We start from the raw sequence: 631 nt of genomic DNA, 5'->3' as shown, positions 1-631 counted from the left end.
ACATGGTGGATCGACGTGCCGAACTCTTCGACCGAGAGACAAAGGAGCTGCTCAATGATTAATCATTTGTCAAATCAAGAGCTGTTTGTATCAACCCTCGTCGTGTTCGCGGTGATTGCTGTCGTGGCCGCACTCGTCATGGTCGGGATCGTTGTGTGGCTGCGCCGGACAGGGGACACGACAGCAAACCGTGAGTTCTCGCGGTTCCTTGACTGGGCGATGCGCGAAAAGCTGGATACAAGTCTTGTGTCATACATCAACGAGGGCGCGTACAGACTTACGTCCTCAGAGACGCAGGCCGCGTTCAGTGCGTGGCTGGCACGCTCCGGGGTCCGGTGATGCGAGGCATCGAATACATGCGCTCGCTTCATGAAGTGTGCCGCTTTCAGTCTACGGAAAAACGAGGTACGGGTGCAGCGTCCAACTCGGAACTAGGGCGTTGGATGAAGAGCGGCGCACTCGTCATCAACGGACGCGCTTTGGGCCCAATGGACAAAGTTGAATTTCCCATCCAAAGTGTGGTACTATTCCCACGTTCTAAGAAATAGAGGTGCACACTACTATGATTGGATGGCTGAAAAGTTTGATGAACATCGGGGACAATACGCGCACCATCAGCGATGCGTATGAT

At 53.9% G+C, this 631-nt stretch carries 1 protein-coding gene; it reads left to right on the top strand.

What is annotated here, in order from left to right; genetic code table 11:
• The coding region (locus AC1RPR_RS08005) for a hypothetical protein (protein ID WP_481763436.1) at window positions 1-339 on the top strand (339 nt) is incomplete at its 5' end.
• Window positions 340-631 lie beyond the last annotated feature (292 nt).

This window comes from Dellaglioa sp. CoH-57-MRSF-22 (genome assembly GCF_056781895.1).
The sequence above is the reverse complement of the archived record's forward strand: the minus strand, read 5'-3'. Positions and strand labels throughout refer to the sequence as shown.